This window comes from Bacillus sp. RC242 (genome assembly GCF_044908245.1).
In the GTDB taxonomy this organism is placed as follows: domain Bacteria; phylum Bacillota; class Bacilli; order Bacillales; family Bacillaceae_G; genus Bacillus_A; species Bacillus_A mycoides.
On sequence record NZ_JBIYCZ010000005.1, the window covers coordinates 63,929 to 79,451 of the forward strand.

The following is a 15,523-nucleotide window of genomic DNA, read 5'->3' on the forward strand; positions in this document are numbered from 1 at the left end:
ATTATAATTGCATACGTATTATGGAGAACTTTGTACAAAGATATATGAAAGTGATAAATCAATTGCAGCCGGAAAAGAATTGGATTTTTATCTTTCTTTTGCAAAAGATAAAAATATACATGTGTTAGAACCAATGTGCGGAAATGGTAGAATGTTAATTCCTTTTATGCAAAATGGTGTGAATATAGAGGGATTCGATATTTCGAAAGATATGCTTAAAGTTTGTAAAGATAAAGCAGAAAAATTAAATTTAAAACCGGTTGTGTCACAAGGGAAAATAGAAGAATACTATAGTGATAAAAAATATGATCTTATTATGATCCCTATAGGTTCATTTTCACTTTTACCAAATAATTTAGTAGACATTAGTCTTCAAAATATGAAAAATAACTTAAAGGAAAATGGAAAATTACTTCTTACAGTTGTACAAGGTGGAAGTGAGACAGAACAAATTTTAGATTGGATAGAGACAAATAGAAAAGAAATTAACAATGAATTAATTGTTGAGTATAGAAAAGTTTCATATGATAAGGTGCAAAAACTTCTAAATATTATACTGAAATACGAAATCATTCATGATGAGAAAATAAAAGAAACTGAGATTATGGATTTTCCTATAAGACTATATGATTTAAAAGAATTTGAAAATATACTTATTACTAATGGGTTTAGTCAAATTGTTGTTCATGAAATAAAAGATGGATATGGTGAAGGTAATTCATTTCATGTATTTGAATGCAGTTTATAACGAGTCAAAGCGGGGGATTATACTTATATGATTCAATACAAAAGATGTAGTGAAGTAAGTATAGATTTGGTATATGAAGCTTTTAAGGACGGATTTTCAGATTATATTATTAAAATGGATGTTTCAAAAGAAGACTTTATAAAAAGGTTTTTTGGACCAGAAGGGAATTCACTGGAACACTCTTTTATTGCGTTAGACGGTGACAAATCTGTTGGTGTAATACTTGGTGGTATTAAGGTGTATGAAAGTATAAAAACAATGCGCTGCGGAACATTAGCTGTTCATCCAGAGTTTCGAGGCATTGGTGTAAGTCAAAATTTATTTGAGTTACATAAAGAAGAAGCGACACAAAATAAATGTAAGCAGCTTTTTCTTGAAGTTATTGTAGGAAACGATCGGGCGATTCATTTTTATAACAAATTAGGTTATGAAAAAGTATATGATCTTTCTTATTATAATTTAAATGATTTAACTAAAATAATGAATAAAGGTAATAAAAATATTGAAGTAAAACAATTAGAATTTCCAACATTTAAAGTTGAAATTCAGAAATGGCTAAACTTCCATATAAATTGGCAAAATGATATTGATTATATCGAAAAAACAAATCATACATTTTACGGTGCATATGTTGATAGTGATATAAAAGGTTCTGTATGTGTAAATGAACAAGGAAAAATTAGTTTTATTTTCATAGACAAAGACTATAGAAATATTGGTGTTGGGACAAAATTATTACAGGTAGCAAGTGAAGAATTAAAGTTATCAAGTTTATCAATTGGGTTTCCAAACAACAATTTACTGGAAGGGTTTTTAAAGAAATCTGGATTTGAAAAGAATTCTTTAGCACAATATGAAATGTATTTATTGCTATAAAAAGCGGAAGGAATTATTCTTTTCGCTTTTTATTTTGTACTATAAACGTTTTTGCTGTATGTGGGAGGATAAGTAAAAACAACAGAAGTTTTGTTATCTATCTTATTGAACTAACTGGCACTTTAGTTGAAGAAGGAAAAAATATAGTAAACATAGAATATATTAATACATTAAAAGATTTATGAGGTGAAAGTGATGGCAATTAAGCAAGACGAAATTAAAGTAGTAGTCGGAGCTGGAGTATTTAATAATAATCCAGGTTGGGTTCAAACGCAAGAAGATGAACTTAATTTACTAGACAATACCACTTGGGAAGAAAGATTTGAATACAATTCCATTTCAGCTATTTTAGCAGAGCATGTATGGGAACATCTTACTTTTGAAGAAGGTGTAAAAGCAGCTGAAATTTGTTATAAATTTTTAAAGCCATCAGGTCATATTCGGTGCGGAGTACCTGATGCATTTTTCCGAGATGAAACCTACCAAAATATAGTTCAAATAGGCGGCCCTGGCCCGAAAGACCACCCAGCTGCAAGCCATAAAATCGTACATAATTATAAAACATTAACGAAAATGTTTGAAATTGCTGGATTTGAGGTAGTTTTACTTGAATATTGTGATGAAAATGGTCAATTTTATTACACAGAATGGGATGCGAATGACGGCGTTATTTTCCGCTCGAAAAGGTATGATTCTAGAAATAGAGGCGATAAACTTGGTTTTCCATCGCTAATTGTTGACGCGATTAAAAGGTAAGTCATTCACCTAAAATAGGTGTTAGTTCTATTCGTTCATGAGTCGCAAATGCGGCTTTTTTTATTTGTTTTGTAAACCTACATTTAGCAAGGAATTAGACATACATAATAAGTGATTTTGAACATTACATAACTTGATTTGAATACTATATTAGCTCTTATTAACACCATTTATCTTAAAGGAAATTGCTTTTAAATATTTAATGGAAATATTATATAAAATAAATAAATCAACGTTTTCTCATGTTGAATTTTTTTGTGGAAATGTTGAGGTACGCCTATTGTAATAAACATATGGAGAGAATATATAATAAATCAATGTTCAAATTACCATTCACACATTAAATTAATATTTCATTGCCATAGAGATTTCTTTTATACATAAATTCGTGTAAAATAAAATAAGAACATACATTCTGTACACGAGTAGGAGGCAATAAATATGTTGGCTGAAATAGAGAAACAAACTGACGGCTATATTGTGAAATTTGAACGCCAATTTTCTTATACAATAGAAGAAGTTTGGTCTGTTTTAACTGAAAACAGCAAGCTTAAAAAATGGATGTCTAATTTACAGATTGAAAATCTTAAAACAGGTGGAATTATAAAGTTCGACATGATGGATGGTTCATTTTTAAATATTGATATTTTAGATTGCCAACTAAATTCAGTACTTGAATTCACATGGGATAAAGATCGTGTCCGATTTGAAATACATAAAGAGGAAAATGGTTCTCTTTTACTACTTAAAGAATACATTCATGAATTAACTGATCATACACCAAAAGATATAGCTGGTTGGCATATTTGTCTTGACCTTTTTTCTTCAGTTTTAGAAGAGGAAGAGAAGGAATTTTCTAAAAACGGATGGCAACAATGGTTCGAAAAATACAAGGATAAGATTCAAGAAGTGAGAGGATAATTGTATAATAGGCAATATTCATTATGTAATTATTATATTGTAAAAATGATTTTATGGAAAAATAAGAATAGAGGTTAATATGAAAGTAAATCAATTAATTGCTAATAACATAAATAAACTTGATACTGTTATTCCATTTAATAAATCACTTGGTATTGCTGGTTTATCTGGATCTGGAAAAACAACTCTTTGTCAAACAATTGGTGAAGAATCAAAGAAGCGTCTAGTTTCCTTATTGCCAAAGGCTGAATATCAATATTTATTTCCTAATATTATGGAAACTAATTTTAGTGCCATTAAGATGGAGGAAATACCTTTAGTACTTTTTTTAGGAAAATCATCAATTTCTTCCAATCCGCGTTCGACGATTGGTACTCATACAGGTGTTTTTAAAGAGATTCGTGAAAAACTAGCGGAAGAATTTAATCTTTCTCCTGAAGTCTTTTCATTTAATAATCAATTAGGTTGGTGTGCTGGCTGTAAAGGGCGTGGTACTACTAAAAATATTGAGTGTAAAAAATGTAAGGGGAAACGTTATAGTGAAGAAGTTGAAAAACGTACTATTGAGTTATTTGCTAAATCACATACAATTTCGGATATTAACGATTTAAGTGTTGAATCTATTCTTTCATTAGCAGAAGAATTAAATATTAGTGAAGCAAAACAACATATATTGCAAAATATTATCAATATGAACATTGGTTATTTAACATTAAATCGAATTATGGGTACGTTGTCAGGTGGAGAATTAACACGACTTTACTTAGCTGAATTCATGGCAGTTAGTGAAAATACTGTAATTATTATTGATGAGATTTCAGTTGGACTTGATAATGAAACATTATTACAAATATTAGAAGAAATCAAGCAATTAGGGTGTGAAAATCAAATCTGGCTCATTGATCATTCAGATACAGTACTGGATACAACAGATGAGCAATTGTTCTTCGGACCTGGTAGCGGAAAATATGGTGGACAAATCGTGAAAGAATCACCAAGACCAAAACCAATACTATCGGAACGAAATTACGAAATGCCAACAGAATATTATACATTTCATGAATTATATTGCCGAAATATCCAAATGACTGAGTTTCAGATTCCTAAAAATAGACTTGTAACTGTTACAGGAGAGTCTGGATGCGGGAAATCTACACTTGTCAATGAGTGTTTAGCTACAGATTTCTTGAAACGATATCCAAAAGATAAACTAGTTATGGTAGGGCAAGACCGAAACCAATCGATTACAAGTCGATCAACTGTAGCAACTTTCCTAGATGTTAAAAAGAAACTGACAAAGTATAGTGAAGAAATTGATGATATTTTTGAGCGCTCAATTGAGGATATTATTGATGAAATTCCAAATGAAGATATTGCGTATAAACGCTTGAGCCTACTAATCAAATTAGGACTGGGATATTTAACATTAGAACGAAAAACACAAACATTATCAACGGGTGAGTTTCAATGTGTTCATTTAGTTTCTGAGTTATTTGCAAAAACAAGAAATCCACATACATTGTTTATTTTTGATGAGCCCTCAAAAGGTTTATCGCAAAATATTTTAAATCAATTTATAGATAGTGTTAGAGGGATATTGCAAGATGAATCAGTCTCTATCATAATGATTGAGCATAACAGTTACATGCTAGAAAGCTCTGATTATATTGTCGATTTTGGAAAAAGACAGGTTGAATCTATAGAGCATCTTGATGTAGTAAGTCATGAGGATTATTATCGTCAAAAAAGAAGTGTGAATAATGCTGAACAAATACACATTTCTTCAACGCTTAAGCGTAAAGAAGGAGTTCACTATTTAAAAGAAAATCATATTAACTATTTTAAAAATGCTGAAAACGTTTATAAGGGTGGTATTTTAAAAAGCTTATCATCAATGGCACGATTAATTTATGGTGAATATGAATCTGATACAATGGCACCTGTTGTTGCTATTGATCTCGAAAGACATTTGTATAGTCAATATAGTTTCTTATATGAAATTGGTGGATTGATCAATCATATTGTAGCTGTTCATCCGACTAATAAAGATACGAGAAGTTTCGATTTCTATTCTCAGGATAATCATTGCCGATCTTGTTCTGGACGTCTTCAAATTGAAGTTTTTGATAAAGAAATTACAATTCAAGATAAAAACGTTCCATTTTGGGATGGTCTATTCGATCCGGAAGTCATGAAAGTATTAACATTTTATCAATATGAAAAAATAGAATTTCTATTTGAAGAAATTAAAAATGAGCTTGGTCATGATTTGACGAAAAGCTATAATGATATGTCTGAGGAAGAGAAACATACATTTTGGTACGGCTATTTTGATAAGTCCTTTTATGATAAGAAAGGAAAGACACGTAGAACATGGGTAGGATTTAATACGATTATTGGCGGGTATATTGTTATTTCAAAAGCAGCTATTAAAGAAGATATTAAGACTTCTAAAGAAATGATGACATGTCCAATTTGTAAGGGGACTTTATTAAATCACCATAAACCACTTAATTTTGGAGATACAGATATTCGTGAAATTATTAATCAGCCGCTTAACGAAGTATTAAAAATTGTAGGAGATTTGCCTGTACTCGTCAAATTGAAATCTATCGTAGGTGACGATATGATTATGACAGAAGATGTTTCTTTATTACCTAGAAATATACAAGTCGCACTGAAAATGTTTGAATTAGAACAAGCAAGCTTTTCAAATTATGAAATGGTGTTACAAAATGTTTTACCATTCTGGGACAAAATAAAAGGAAATATAGAATCCATTTGCTTCAACAATCAAGTAACTATTTGTGATTTTCCTAATGTTCATGAAACAAGAGAAACCATTATAGATAAGTATTTCACAAATGGTAAATATAAAAAACTAACATATGTATACGAAGCATTTGGTTACAAAAAATTAGTTACCCAAATTAATAAAATTAAAAAAAGCAACCCGTGTCCATTCTGTAACGGAAAGAAAGTTATAACCGAAGATAATCTACATGATGGCGTGTTTAAATTAACAATTCCATGTATAACTTGTAATGCAAGTGGTATTAACGATGAAGGACTTAAAGAAATCGTTGATGGAATAGATGTGCAAACATGGTTAACCGGAAAAGTTAGTGATGTTGTGGATGAAAGCTTACGAACTGAGGATGTTGCAGACATTCTAATATTTAATCGAATTCATGAGTTGAATAAGCGAGAAATGATGGCAGTTTATGAATGTCTTGAGAAAAATAATTAAATTAAGAAGAATAAAAAATAGTGTTTAGTTAGGGATTAAAAACTCATTTGCAATAATCTGCAAATGAGTTTTTATGTTGAAGAAGAGTTTCTTTAAACGTGTTAAGGTAGATAGATAATAGAGCAAGAAAAATCTATTTGTAATACCAATATAAATTATTCTTAAATTTTAAACTGAAAGGTATTACAGGTTAGCATTTATGTTTAAGTTTTGTTAGTCTTTCTAAGATGTAAATACATTTATCTGTGAGAGTTAGTTTTAAATCGTTAATTATGATCATTTATTATATAATTATTGACGTATAAAAATGTTTTTTGGGGATAATAATTTAGGTTATTTGGATAATAACAAAAAGAATATGCTACTTTTTTAGTGATTGTATAATTATTAGAATTTTTAAATTTAACAGAAATATATACTTGAATGAAGTATATATTTCTGTTAAATTTATCCTATGGATAGAACAAGTTTAATTAAAGGGAATTTAGAAATGTGTGTATTGTCTATTTTGTCTACAAAGAAAAGTTATGGTTATGAAATTATGAAAGAACTCGAAGTACATAATTTAAAATTGAAAGGAGTAGGAAGTATTTATCCCATTTTAACTAAACTGAAAAATCAAGAGTGGGTTAATACTTATCAAGAGGTGACGGATAGTGGTAAAGTTAGGATTTATTACGAAATTAATGAAAATGGAAAATTACGTCTTGAGAAGAAAGTTAATGAATGGTTAGAGTTGCAATCTGATATTAAAATATTATTAAAGAGTGGATTGAAAGGAGACCTTCTGAAATGAGGAATGAATTAAACGGTAAAGAAACGCAATTTTTAACTGACGTACTTAAGGAATTAGAGCAATACGATATAAGTTTAGAAGAAAGGGAAAATATTAAACAACAAATTTTAGAGCATATCCAAGAATGTCGTGAACATGGTGAGGAAAGTATAAATGACCTAGGAACGCCTCAATTATTTGTTCAAGACTTTTTGGAGATAAATGAAATTGATCTGCGAGTGAAAATGAAACAACTTCAAAATATAAATAAAAAATCTAATACATTAATCATAATTGGCATATTCGTCGCATTTATTACATACCTCATTTCACAAACTACACTTTCAATATTTTTAACTGAATCCCTTAATCCAACCAACAGTGAAAATAACTTTAATTTTAATCTTTTATATCGAATAGCAGAAAATCAATGGTGGAACTCTATATTAATAATGATTAGTTTAATGGTTTCTTTATTAATATCTATAATTTTAGTAATTTATAAAAAAAGAAAGTTATCCGAAGTACATTAAGATGAAGATATCGAAATATAAATTGTTTCTAATTTGTATAGTTTGTAATGTATTAATGTTATGTATTGCACATTCAAAAGTTTACGCTCAGCAAAATATTAGAGTTACTTTAGATATTTATATTGAAAAATTTTTAAAGGAACATAAAATTCCAGGAGCTTCAGTAGCTATTGTACATAATAGAGATGTATTTTACACAAAATTATGGGGGGTTACTGGAGAATCTGAAAAAAAGATAACTAGTAAAACACCATTTGCAATTGGATCAATAAGTAAATCTTTAACTGGTCTAGCTATAGTGAAGTTAATAGAAAATAAAAAAATAAATTTAGAGGATTCAGTCCAACAACATCTTCCTTGGTTTAAAGTAAAAGATAATCAATCGGCCTCAAATATAACAATCCAACATCTACTAACACATTCAAGTGGAATGAGTACCTATGAAGGTTTAGCATTATCAGATAAGTAATCAAAGACTACTACGGCTATAAAAGAAAATGTAATGAAACTGTCGAATGTAACATTAACTGCTCCCCCAGGACAAAAATATCAATATAGTAATGCAAATTATCTCGTTCTTGGTGCACTTATTGAGGAAGTTTCAAAAGAGACATACTCTACTTATATGGAGAAGCAAATTTTTCAGCCATTAAGAATGAATGGGGCAGCAGCAAATAGTGAAGATTCTTATAAAAAGGGTTATTTAACAGGTTATCAATCATGGTTTGGAATACCAAGAAAAAGTACGGTGTCGTATGATAATGGTGGGACACCATATGGATATATTACAGCAAATCTAGAAGATATGATTCAATTCATTAAGTTTTTGAATCACCAAGAGCATACACAATTTTTAAATAAAGATAGTATGGATCTTTATTTATCTCCATTATATAAAATAGATTCAGCGAAATATTATGGTTTTGGACTGAGGACAACAAATATAAATGGAAACGAAAAGATGGTTTGGCATTCAGGCTCAACTCCTGATTCACATGCAGAGATATTTATTTTAAATGAAACTGGCTGGGGTGTTGTGATTTTAACGAATAAAAATCATGTTTTAGAAGAAGCATCACTACCAGAATTTAAAAAAGGGATTATTAATATTTTGAATGGTGAAGAACCGGTTGATATACCAAAAAATATACCAATAGTTCAAATTGTTATGTCAATATTAATATTCGCACTTTTCATTACAGCAATTATGTTAATAATAAAGTATAAACGTAAGAAAATTTGTAAAAAAATGACCTGGCTTTTTCTAGGGAGTTTATTTCTAATATTATCTATTACTTTAATTCCACTTCTTATTTATAGTACAAATTCACCGTGGCAGACGATTAAAACGTTTTCTGCAGATGTAGCGTTGCTCATTAGTATTATAGTTACTTTATTGAATGTAAATGGATTAATATCAATATATATTGCGTTGAAAAGTGAATTGGTAAATAAGTCGTAAGAGTTTTTAATTATATAAATATATTAAATAATTGTTTAAACTGTTATAAATAGTTGACTCTCACACAATGTCATTGTTTAAGCTTAAGTTGAGCTTCGAATAATTGTAATAAATAGGAGGAACTAATGTTCAAAATAGGAGATTTTTCAAAACTATCTTCCATTAGTATACGTATGTTGAGACATTACGATAAAGTGGAATTATTACAACCAGTAAAAGTCGATGAGCAAAGTGGTTATCGATTTTATTCAGCAGCCCAATTAAAGAAAGTAAATCAAATTCAAGTGTTAAAAGATATGGGATTTAATATTGCCACTATTAAAGAATTAGTAGAGAGTGAAAATATTGAAGTAATAAAGTCACAATTTGAAAATCGTAGTGCTCAAGTAAAGGAAGAAATGGACGATCTCAAAAAACAATTACGTCTCCTCGAAGACTCAATGAAAACGATGAGAGAGGATGTTATTGAAATGAACTATCATGTTTCATTAAAAGAAATTCCAGAAAGAAATGTAGCAAGTGTTAGAAAGGTTATTCCATCGTATAATTGCGAAGGGGATTTATGGAGTATATTGATGCAAGAAATTAATGTTAAAAATATTAGTATAGCTAATCCGATTTATAGTATTGCTACATTCCATGATCAAGAATATAAGGAAAATGATGTGGATGTAGAAATACAGATAAATATTTTAGGGGAGCATGAAAATACAAAAGATGTTAATTTCAAAAAGATAGATCCATCCTATGTAGCTTCAATAACAGTTAACGGAAGTTATGAACAAATGACAGCTGTAAATGAGGCGGCAGCAAAATGGATCGAAACGGAAGGTTATGAATTAGCTGGACCGATGTTTAATATTTATCACGTTAGTCCAGCGATGGAATCAGATCCTAATAAGTGGGTTACAGAGGTTTGTTATCGGATAAACAAATAAACAATAAAGTAAAAAAGGCATCGTATATGCCTTTTTTACTTTATTTCCATCTGAAAATATTTAGCACAAAGGACTAGTTGATTAACCATAATAGCCTCCTTAATACTAGTTAATCTAAGGAGGCATGAATTGTTATAAATTAATGATATGTGTATCCTCCATCAGGAAATAATACATTACCTGTAGTAAAACCATTTTGCATTAAATACAGGACAGTATGTGCAATTTCATCATTATACCCAGGTCTCTGTACAAGAGAAAGAGATTTATAATCTTCATAAGCAGCTAGTCTTTTCTCATTTTGTTCATTCTCTCTTCGTATCGTTCCAGGAGAAACAACATTAACTCTAATAGGAGCTAATTCAACAGCTAAAGCTTTCCCTAAGCTTTCAATAGCACCATTACAAGCGCCATAAGCAGGTGCACCTTTAAGTGGTCTTTGACTAAATGCACCGGACATTAACACGATAGATCCAGATTTTGAAAGAAAAGGAATCGCATATTTTACGGCGTAATATTGTGGCCAAAACTTTCCGATAAAGCTGCTTTCAGCAATTTCCTCTGTAGCGGTTATTGGTCCAAGTGTGTAAGAGGCTCCCGGTGTGAATAAATGATCAAAATTCCCAACTGTCTTGAAAAAATCTTGTAATTGGTTTTTATTTTGATTATCCAATACATAAGTTTGAAGATGGTTGTTATTTATTATTTCTCGAGCAGCCTTTAGTTTTTCTTCCGAGCGCCCTGCAATAATAACATGTGCACCTTGTCCGATTGCTTGTTTTACTGTTGCTAATCCAATACCAGAGCTTCCACCAATGATAACGATATGTTTATCTTTTAATGCAGTAATAGACATGATTAAACATCTCCCTTAATATAAGATTTAAAATAAGTTGTGTTAATTTTATTATTCGTTAAAAAATGACTATTGAAAAGTACGCACTTTATATGTACTTAGTCGCTAATTTCGTACTAATCGCTTGTTATATGGATAATATAAAGAATTATTCATTATAATTTATGATTTGAGGGGAGTGGTGAGGAAAATGAATTTAGAGGAACCGAAATTAAAAGGGGTAATAGCAACATTACAAATAATCGGAGGTAAATGGAAACCACTCATTTTATTTATATTATTAACAGATGGAACGAAACGGTTTGGTGAATTAAAGCGATTAATACCAGACATTTCTCAAGGAACATTAGCGAAGCAGCTTCGTGAATTAGAGCACGATCAACTAATAAAACGCGAAATTTATCAAGAAATACCACCTAAAGTGGAATATAGCTTAACTGAGCATGGAAAAACAGTTAGTATTGTTTTGGATAGTATGTGTGGTTGGGGGAGAGGACATTTAGAATATATCGATAAAAACAAACTATAATATTATTATGTAAACTGCTTGTGCGCATGGTATATATTTTTCTTATAATTTGTATTTTATAATATATAATAGAAAGTAAGAACATTGTGGTAGTTATTGAATGAAATTAAGGGTCGATATTGGAAAGGAGTGATGTTTTATGAATAAACAGAAGAAAACAAAGTATGAGGTAAAAATAATTTGAGTATGCGTATCATACCTCTATAAACTACGTTCGCTCAAAGCTAGGAGCAGCGCATGATAAATATTACAATAGGAAAAAATCAATACCCAATAACATTAGCTGAGGATCATAATTTTGATTGGTTAAAGGGTGTAGAAATATTTACTGTTTTTGATCAACAAGATTCAGGAAATATTAGTTTTGGTATTATTGAAAATGGACATCGTTACTTTTTGAAGTATGCCGGTGCTCGTAATTTAGAATATAAAGGTAATGTAGAGGACGCAATCCAACGACTAATGAAAGCAAAAGAAGTGTATGAACAAATTAAACATCCTTTACTAGTTCCATATATTAATTCCATTCAAATGCAAAATGGATTTTGTTTAAGGTTTCATTGGATTGATGGGGAATGCATGCACAATCATTGGGACTTTACACCGTTTGAAAAGCACCACGCACCAAATTCACCGTTTGTAAAGCTTAGAAAATTATGCGTGACGGAGAGACTTAACATATTGACACAAATTTTTGAGTTTGCAGCATATGTGGAGTCACTAGGATATGTCATGGTTGATTTTTATGACGGTAGTATTTTATATAATTTCGAGCAATCAAAACTGACGATTTGTGATATTGATTTTTTTCAAAAAGCACCTGTATTTAATGAAATTGGGGAGAATTTCTGGGGAGCAGGTCGTTTCAAAGCATCGGAAGAATATGAACTGCATGCACAAATTACAAGCGAAACGAATGTGTATGTACTAGCTGGAATTGCTTTCGCTTTTATCGGCGGAAAAAATGATAAAAGCTATGAAAAATGGGAAAGCATACAAGAATTATATAATATATGTAAAAAAGCGCTACATAAAGAAAAAAATAAAAGGTATCGCACTGTTCAAGCGTTTCATGAAGCTTGGCTTGCATATATAGAATAAATAATGGATGGCTCATTTTTATTAGACAGCTAAGGAATATAAAAGCATCAACAAAGGGGAAAACATAAAATGAACGAATTAGAGTACAAAAACTTTTATGATAAAGTAGGCAGATTAAATGGATGGGATTTTAGTAAAATAAAATGTGAAACTGTAGGAGATTCATGGGACTTTTATGGCGAGGTAAAAGAAAGATGCAAGTCATCACATATTTTACTTGATGTTGGTACAGGTGGAGGAGAAAATGTACTTAACATAGCATCTTCAGCTGCATCACTGATTGGAATAGATAATTCTAATGGAATGATCAAAACAGCACATTTTAATTTGAATAAAGCAGGTGTACAAAACGTTGAATTTCTCCAAATGGATTCTGAAGTTTTAACGTTTCCGCATGCTCATTTTGATATTGCTTCAAGTTGTCATGCGCCGTTTGTAGCATCTGAATTGGCAAAAGTAATGAAAAAAGGTGCTTTTTTCTTAACACAACAAGTTAGCGAATATGATAAATTAAATCTTAAAGAAGCATTTGGTAGAGGGCAATGCTTAGGTGAAAGAGATGGTACGTTAAAAGATAAGTATATGGGTGAACTTATTAGTGCAGGATTTGAACTCGTGCAAGTATGTGAATATGATGTAACCGATTATTACAGTACTCCTGAGGATCTCATTTTTTTATTAAAACATACGCCTATTATTCCTAGATTTGGAGAAAAAGAAGAGGACTTTAATATTTTACAAAAGTTCATTGACGCTAATAGTTCCGAAAAAGGTATTCGTACGAATTCAAAAAGGTTTATGATTATTGCTGTTAAATCATAGTGTATTTTAACGTAAAAGCTGATTTTCTTTAAAAGAAAATCAGCTTTTTTTGTGGAAAAGAATGCAGGGAAAACTGGCAGTATAGTAAAAGTAATTCCTGATACTACACATTTGTTACACTGGGATAAACCAGAAGTTGTTATAGCGGAAATAAAAAGTAATTGGAGCTAACATATTCATACTAAAGTTGTAGTTTTCACATGAAAAATCCACCCTTCGGTTTGATTTTATCTATTTATAAGTGTAATACAATAAGAATAGATAGTAAGAAACAAGGGGGAATGTAGTGTGATTACACATATATCAGATATAAAACTACAAACGGTTTCCATAGAAGGGGTAAAACAAGTTTATAAAGACATATTATCTTTTCCAATAAAAAAAGAAACCGAATCATATATTCAATTTGAAGTAACACCGTATACAACAATTAGTTTTCAAGAAGTATATGAACCAATTGCACCTGCGCATTTCGCTTTTGAGATCCCATATTCAAAGTTTCATGAAACGGCAAAATGGCTTAAAGAGTCTGGATTACTCATTGTGAAATGGAAAGATGGTCATACAATTGGTGAGGAGAATGGTCTATTCAATTTATACTTTAAAGATGGTGATGGAAATCTTCTCGAAATTATTGCACATAGTTATGTTAAAGAAGATGTATTAGTCCCGCATTCACCGTTAAACATTTTATACGTAAGGGAAATTGGTCTTCCGGTTAAAAGTGTACCTGTATTTACGGAATGGTTGAAATCAAATCTAGACATGAAAACGAAGGAAGATGGGGATATTTTCAACTTTGTTATAGGTGGCACTGCATATATCATCGCAACCTGGTGGCAGCGACCTTGGATTCCCATTGCGATGAAAGCTTTACCACCGAAAGTACATGTTTCATTCGGAACACCGGATCATGCGTTTTTACAACAAATCCAAAATAATTTTAAGAAAAATAGTGTTCCATTTGAAAGTAAACAAAATGAAATATCATTTATTCAACAAGGGTATTCATTTTCTGTTTTGCATACACCAGAGTTTCATTCCGATATTCCTAGAAAATTAAACTTACCACTTTCTATATAATTATAGGTAGGGGTAAGTTTTTTTAATTTTCATGAAGAAGGGTATCAGTATAATTACACTGAATTTATAGAGGACTATAAGGCGTTATTCTAATTTACTGTAAGGAGAGAAATGAATTGAATCTAGGAAATCCGATAGCCAAAGGAAATACGGCTGAAATTTATCTTTGTGATAATAAAGTTGTGAAATTGTTTAAAGAATACCTCCCTAATACAGAATCTCTATACGAAGCACGAAAACAAAAGTATGCATATTCATGTGGTTTACACGTTCCTAAAGTATTTGAAGTTACAGAGATACAAGGTAGACAAGCTATTATTATGGAATATGTAGAAGGGGAAAGTGTTGGTGAGCTTTTGCTTAATAATTTGAGTAAAGCGGAGCATTATATAAGTATATGTGTTAGTGAACAACAAAAAATTCATGCTATATCTGTGAGCTCGGATGAAATAGAACCGATGGAAGAAAGGCTTTATCGTCAAATTAACTCCGTACATGATCTGGATGAAAAACAAAAGGGAAATATATTAAAAAAGTTAGATTCAATCACATTTGAACCTAGAGTATGTCATGGTGATTTTCATCCGTTTAATTTAATTATGAGTAATGGTGATGTGAATATTATAGATTGGGTTGATGCTAGTTCAGGTGATATTCGTGCAGATGTGTTTCGGACATACTTATTGTATTCACAGAATTCAGTGGAATTAGCTGAAATGTATTTACATATATATTGCAAAAAAACAGGTCTATTAAGAGATGAAATTTTCCAGTGGGCTCCTATAATTAGTGCAGCTAGACTGGCAGAGACTAAACCTCTGTAAATAAAAGATGTTTTTCATGTATTTATTCTGATTCTTGTAAGGATGGTGT

14 protein-coding genes and 2 pseudogenes are annotated in these 15,523 nt (G+C 30.6%); 15 read left to right on the plus strand and 1 reads right to left on the minus strand.

Going from position 1 to position 15,523, the window contains the following annotated elements:
• Positions 1 to 7: 7 nt before the first annotated feature.
• The 9 genes and pseudogenes from ABH957_RS11300 to ABH957_RS11340 all read left to right on the plus strand — a co-directional run bounded on the left by ABH957_RS11300 (position 8) and on the right by ABH957_RS11340 (position 10,259).
• Positions 8 to 748, plus strand: a complete 741-nt coding sequence (locus ABH957_RS11300) for a class I SAM-dependent methyltransferase (protein WP_404449827.1) — start codon at positions 8 to 10, stop codon at positions 746 to 748.
• Between the two features lie 27 nt (positions 749 to 775).
• Positions 776 to 1,624: a GNAT family N-acetyltransferase gene (locus tag ABH957_RS11305; protein ID WP_404453844.1), complete on the plus strand. Its 849-nt coding sequence runs from the start codon at positions 776 to 778 to the stop codon at positions 1,622 to 1,624.
• A gap of 192 nt (positions 1,625 to 1,816) precedes the next feature.
• Entirely contained in the window at positions 1,817 to 2,380 is a 564-nt protein-coding gene (locus ABH957_RS11310; protein ID WP_033728073.1) for a class I SAM-dependent methyltransferase, read from the plus strand.
• 441 nt (positions 2,381 to 2,821) lie between these two features.
• The gene (locus ABH957_RS11315) at positions 2,822 to 3,301 is read left to right on the plus strand and encodes an SRPBCC family protein (RefSeq protein ID WP_404511220.1); all 480 of its coding nucleotides are present in this window, start codon (positions 2,822 to 2,824) and stop codon (positions 3,299 to 3,301) included.
• A gap of 79 nt (positions 3,302 to 3,380) precedes the next feature.
• Positions 3,381 to 6,551 (plus strand): ATP-binding cassette domain-containing protein, encoded by a 3,171-nt coding sequence (locus tag ABH957_RS11320; protein WP_404511222.1) that lies wholly within the window; start codon positions 3,381 to 3,383, stop codon positions 6,549 to 6,551.
• Positions 6,552 to 7,005: 454 nt separating this feature from the next.
• A complete protein-coding gene (locus tag ABH957_RS11325; protein WP_002085418.1) occupies positions 7,006 to 7,347 on the plus strand; it encodes a PadR family transcriptional regulator in 342 nt (113 codons plus the stop codon).
• Positions 7,344 to 7,859, plus strand: coding sequence for a DUF1129 domain-containing protein (locus ABH957_RS11330; RefSeq protein ID WP_404511224.1), 516 nt, complete (start codon positions 7,344 to 7,346; stop codon positions 7,857 to 7,859). The genes ABH957_RS11325 and ABH957_RS11330 overlap by 4 nt, the downstream gene beginning before the upstream one ends.
• A 1-nt stretch (position 7,860) precedes the next feature.
• A pseudogene (locus tag ABH957_RS11335) lies at positions 7,861 to 9,321 on the plus strand (serine hydrolase domain-containing protein).
• Between the two features lie 125 nt (positions 9,322 to 9,446).
• Positions 9,447 to 10,259, plus strand: coding sequence for a MerR family transcriptional regulator (locus ABH957_RS11340; RefSeq protein WP_404511226.1), 813 nt, complete (start codon positions 9,447 to 9,449; stop codon positions 10,257 to 10,259).
• A 139-nt stretch (positions 10,260 to 10,398) separates the two neighbouring features.
• On the opposite strand, the gene ABH957_RS11345 is transcribed toward ABH957_RS11340, so the two are convergent.
• Positions 10,399 to 11,115 (minus strand): SDR family oxidoreductase, encoded by a 717-nt coding sequence (locus ABH957_RS11345; RefSeq protein WP_404453824.1) that lies wholly within the window; start codon positions 11,113 to 11,115, stop codon positions 10,399 to 10,401.
• A gap of 190 nt (positions 11,116 to 11,305) precedes the next feature.
• Between ABH957_RS11345 and ABH957_RS11350 the strand changes: the two genes are divergently transcribed.
• The 6 genes and pseudogenes from ABH957_RS11350 to ABH957_RS11375 all read left to right on the plus strand — a co-directional run bounded on the left by ABH957_RS11350 (position 11,306) and on the right by ABH957_RS11375 (position 15,474).
• Positions 11,306 to 11,644 carry a winged helix-turn-helix transcriptional regulator gene (locus ABH957_RS11350; protein WP_001047225.1) on the plus strand — a complete coding sequence of 113 codons (339 nt, stop codon included), beginning with the start codon at positions 11,306 to 11,308 and terminating at the stop codon, positions 11,642 to 11,644.
• Between the two features lie 237 nt (positions 11,645 to 11,881).
• Positions 11,882 to 12,745 carry a serine/threonine protein kinase gene (locus ABH957_RS11355; RefSeq protein WP_404449841.1) on the plus strand — a complete coding sequence of 288 codons (864 nt, stop codon included), beginning with the start codon at positions 11,882 to 11,884 and terminating at the stop codon, positions 12,743 to 12,745.
• A 69-nt stretch (positions 12,746 to 12,814) separates the two neighbouring features.
• Positions 12,815 to 13,567: a class I SAM-dependent methyltransferase gene (locus ABH957_RS11360; protein WP_404453821.1), complete on the plus strand. Its 753-nt coding sequence runs from the start codon at positions 12,815 to 12,817 to the stop codon at positions 13,565 to 13,567.
• 69 nt (positions 13,568 to 13,636) lie between these two features.
• A pseudogene (locus tag ABH957_RS11365) lies at positions 13,637 to 13,738 on the plus strand (alpha/beta hydrolase); the annotation flags it as partial.
• 117 nt (positions 13,739 to 13,855) lie between these two features.
• Complete coding sequence (locus ABH957_RS11370) at positions 13,856 to 14,650, plus strand: VOC family protein (RefSeq protein ID WP_404449843.1); 795 nt, start codon at positions 13,856 to 13,858, stop codon at positions 14,648 to 14,650.
• A 116-nt stretch (positions 14,651 to 14,766) separates the two neighbouring features.
• Positions 14,767 to 15,474 (plus strand): phosphotransferase family protein, encoded by a 708-nt coding sequence (locus ABH957_RS11375; RefSeq protein ID WP_404453815.1) that lies wholly within the window; start codon positions 14,767 to 14,769, stop codon positions 15,472 to 15,474.
• Positions 15,475 to 15,523 lie beyond the last annotated feature (49 nt).

What these genes read in the sequence shown, in the direction of transcription:
- ABH957_RS11305 (WP_404453844.1), top strand. Translation starts at nt 776, where the DNA reads ATGATTCAATACAAAAGATGTAGTGAAGTAAGTATAGATTTGGTATAT.
- ABH957_RS11315 (WP_404511220.1), top strand. Translation starts at nt 2,822, where the DNA reads ATGTTGGCTGAAATAGAGAAACAAACTGACGGCTATATTGTGAAATTT.
- ABH957_RS11320 (WP_404511222.1), top strand. Translation starts at nt 3,381, where the DNA reads ATGAAAGTAAATCAATTAATTGCTAATAACATAAATAAACTTGATACT.
- ABH957_RS11325 (WP_002085418.1), top strand. Translation starts at nt 7,006, where the DNA reads ATGGATAGAACAAGTTTAATTAAAGGGAATTTAGAAATGTGTGTATTG.
- ABH957_RS11330 (WP_404511224.1), top strand. Translation starts at nt 7,344, where the DNA reads ATGAGGAATGAATTAAACGGTAAAGAAACGCAATTTTTAACTGACGTA.
- ABH957_RS11340 (WP_404511226.1), top strand. Translation starts at nt 9,447, where the DNA reads ATGTTCAAAATAGGAGATTTTTCAAAACTATCTTCCATTAGTATACGT.
- ABH957_RS11345 (WP_404453824.1), bottom strand. Translation starts at nt 11,115, where the DNA reads ATGTCTATTACTGCATTAAAAGATAAACATATCGTTATCATTGGTGGA.
- ABH957_RS11350 (WP_001047225.1), top strand. Translation starts at nt 11,306, where the DNA reads ATGAATTTAGAGGAACCGAAATTAAAAGGGGTAATAGCAACATTACAA.
- ABH957_RS11355 (WP_404449841.1), top strand. Translation starts at nt 11,882, where the DNA reads ATGATAAATATTACAATAGGAAAAAATCAATACCCAATAACATTAGCT.
- ABH957_RS11360 (WP_404453821.1), top strand. Translation starts at nt 12,815, where the DNA reads ATGAACGAATTAGAGTACAAAAACTTTTATGATAAAGTAGGCAGATTA.